The organism is Ruegeria sp. H6 (assembly GCF_056532975.1).
Map to the genome: position 1 here is coordinate 1 of NZ_JBQFOA010000030.1, position 2,471 is coordinate 2,471.

General features: G+C 60.8%; 2 protein-coding genes. Both read left to right on the top strand.

Annotation, left to right across the window (positions count from 1 at the left end; genetic code table 11):
* The first annotated feature begins 114 nt into the window (after nt 1–114).
* Nucleotides 115–1,680, top strand: coding sequence for an IS21 family transposase (gene istA / locus ACR0AG_RS22355; protein WP_480842875.1), 1,566 nt, complete (start codon nt 115–117; stop codon nt 1,678–1,680).
* Entirely contained in the window at nt 1,613–2,341 is a 729-nt protein-coding gene (gene istB / locus ACR0AG_RS22360) for an IS21-like element helper ATPase IstB (RefSeq protein WP_480842877.1), read from the top strand. Before istA ends, istB begins: the two co-directional genes overlap by 68 nt.
* The last annotated feature ends 130 nt before the right edge of the window (nt 2,342–2,471 follow it).

A 2,471-nucleotide genomic window follows, 5' to 3' on the forward strand; every position in this document is an offset into this window, starting at 1 on the left:
TGTGAAACGGCATGCAAAATTGACCCCTGTATTGGGGTAATCGGCGTCCAAAAGTGACCCCCCTGATATTTCTGTTCAGAAGCTTCCTCAAAGGCTTGAGGGAGCGGTTTGGGGATGTTGGTTGTGGAAACGATTGCGAAGGTCAGGCGGGCGTATTTCATCCAGGGTAAGTCGATCAAGCAGATCTGCCGTGAGCTGCGAGTGTCGCGGAACACGGTGCGCAAGGTGGTGCGTTCGGGTGCAACGGAGTTCAGCTATGACCGTTCGACGCAGCCCCGGCCGAAGATCGATCCCTGGCGTTCCGACCTGGACGAGATGCTTGCCGAGAACGCCCGGCAGCCCAAGCGCCAGCGTCTGACACTTGTCCGGGTCTACGAAGAACTGCGCAATCGCGGCTATGACGGCAGTTACGATGCGGTTCGCCGATATGCGGCCAGTTGGTCGAAGGCGACGCGGGAGGCATCTGCAGCGGCGTATGTTCCGCTGAGCTTCGATCCCGGCGAAGCCTACCAGTTCGACTGGAGCCATGAGACCGTTCTGATCGATGGTGCAACCGTGACGGTGAAGGTTGCGCATGTTCGCCTGAGCCACAGCCGGATGCCGTTTGTCCGGGCTTACCCCCGCGAGACGCAGGAGATGGTGTTCGACGCCCACGACAAGGCGTTCGCCTTCTTCGGCGGCGCCTGCGCCCGAGGCATCTACGATAATATGAAGACGGCAGTGGATGCGATCTTCGTGGGCAAGGATCGCGCTTACAATCGGCGGTTCCAGCAAATGTGCGGGCATTATCTGGTCGACCCCGTGGCCTGCACGCCTGCGTCCGGTTGGGAGAAGGGCCAGGTCGAGAACCAGGTCGGTGTGATCCGACGGCGGTTCTTCGTGCCACGCCCGAAGTTCAAATCCTATGCCGAGCTGAACGCCTGGCTGGAAGATCGGTGCCTGGCCTATGCCCGGGCCAACAAACATCCGGAGCTGCGGGACAGGACAATCTGGGAGGTGTTCGAAGACGAGCGCCCAAGCCTTGTTCCTTACGTCGGCCCGTTCGATGGGTTCCACGCAGTTCCAGCGTCGGTGTCAAAGACCTGTCTGATCCGCTTCGACAAGAACAGGTACTCGGTCGATGCCCGTGCAGTGGGGCGGCCGGTGGAGATCCGCGCCTATGCGGACCGGCTGGAATGCTGGCAGGACGGCCGGATTGTCGGCGGTCACGCTAGGGCGTTCGGGCGGGATAAAACCATCTTTGATCCCCTGCATTACATACCCGTTCTGGCCCGCAAACCTGGTGCCCTTCGCAACGGGGCGCCGTTCAAGGAGTGGGAGTTGCCGGTGCCAATCCGACGCGTGTGGCGCAAACTGGAACACCAGCCCGGCGGCGACCGACAGATGGTCGACATCCTCAGCGCCGTGCTGACCGACGGGATCGATGCGGTCGAGGCCGCATGTGCCGAAGCCCTCAGCCACAACGTTCATTCGGCTGGCGTCGTGCTGAACATCCTGGCCCGGCACCGCGAGCCGCCACCACCCTTGACCATTACCACCCCGGACGCGCTGCAGCTGGCCTGCGAGCCAATTGCAGACTGCGACCGATACGACAGCTTGAGGAGAAAGGCAGATGGAACGTTCAGACGTGATCGACGCGATGGGAAAGCTGAAGCTCTACGGAATGAGAGCAGCGTATGACGAGGTCCTGACCACCGCCGTCAAACGCCAGCATGAGCCGCAACAGATCATAGGGGATTTGCTCACCGCCGAGATCCGCGAGAAGCAAGCCCGCTCGGTCAAATACCAGATGACCATTGCCAAACTGCCCCTGGCCAAAGAACTGGAAGAGTTCGACTTCGAGGCCGCCGAGGTCAACGAGACGCTGATCCGTGACCTGGCAAGTGGGGACTTCCTCGACCATCAACGCAACCTCGTCCTGATCGGCGGCACAGGCACCGGCAAAACCCATCTTGCCGTTAGCATCGCCCGCGCCTGCATCCGAGCTGGCTGGCGTGGGCGGTTCTTCAATGTCGTCGATCTCGTGAACAAGCTCGACGCCGAAGCCCGTGCAGAACGGCAGGGCCGAACCGCCGACCTCATCTCACGGCTCGACTTCCTGATCCTTGATGAGTTGGGTTATCTGCCCTTTGCGCAGACCGGCGGTCAGCTTTTGTTCCACCTGATCAGCAAGCTCTATGAGCGCACCTCGATCATCGTCACCACGAACCTGGCCTTCGGGGAATGGCCCAGCGTCTTCGGTGATGCCAAAATGACCACCGCGCTCCTCGACAGGCTCACCCACCATTGCGAGATCGTCGAGACCGGCAACGAAAGCTGGCGCTTCAAAAACCGCGCATAACGCAAATCCGAAACCCCGCAGGCCCGCCACTGCTGCGTTAAATGGAGACTACGCAGCGCCGGGCCTGCTCAGCATCAAGGGGGTCAATATTGGGCGCCGATAGGGGGTCAGGTTTGAATGCCGATTGACA

What these genes read in the sequence shown, in the direction of transcription:
- istB (WP_480842877.1), top strand. Translation starts at nt 1,613, where the DNA reads ATGGAACGTTCAGACGTGATCGACGCGATGGGAAAGCTGAAGCTCTAC.
- istA (WP_480842875.1), top strand. Translation starts at nt 115, where the DNA reads ATGTTGGTTGTGGAAACGATTGCGAAGGTCAGGCGGGCGTATTTCATC.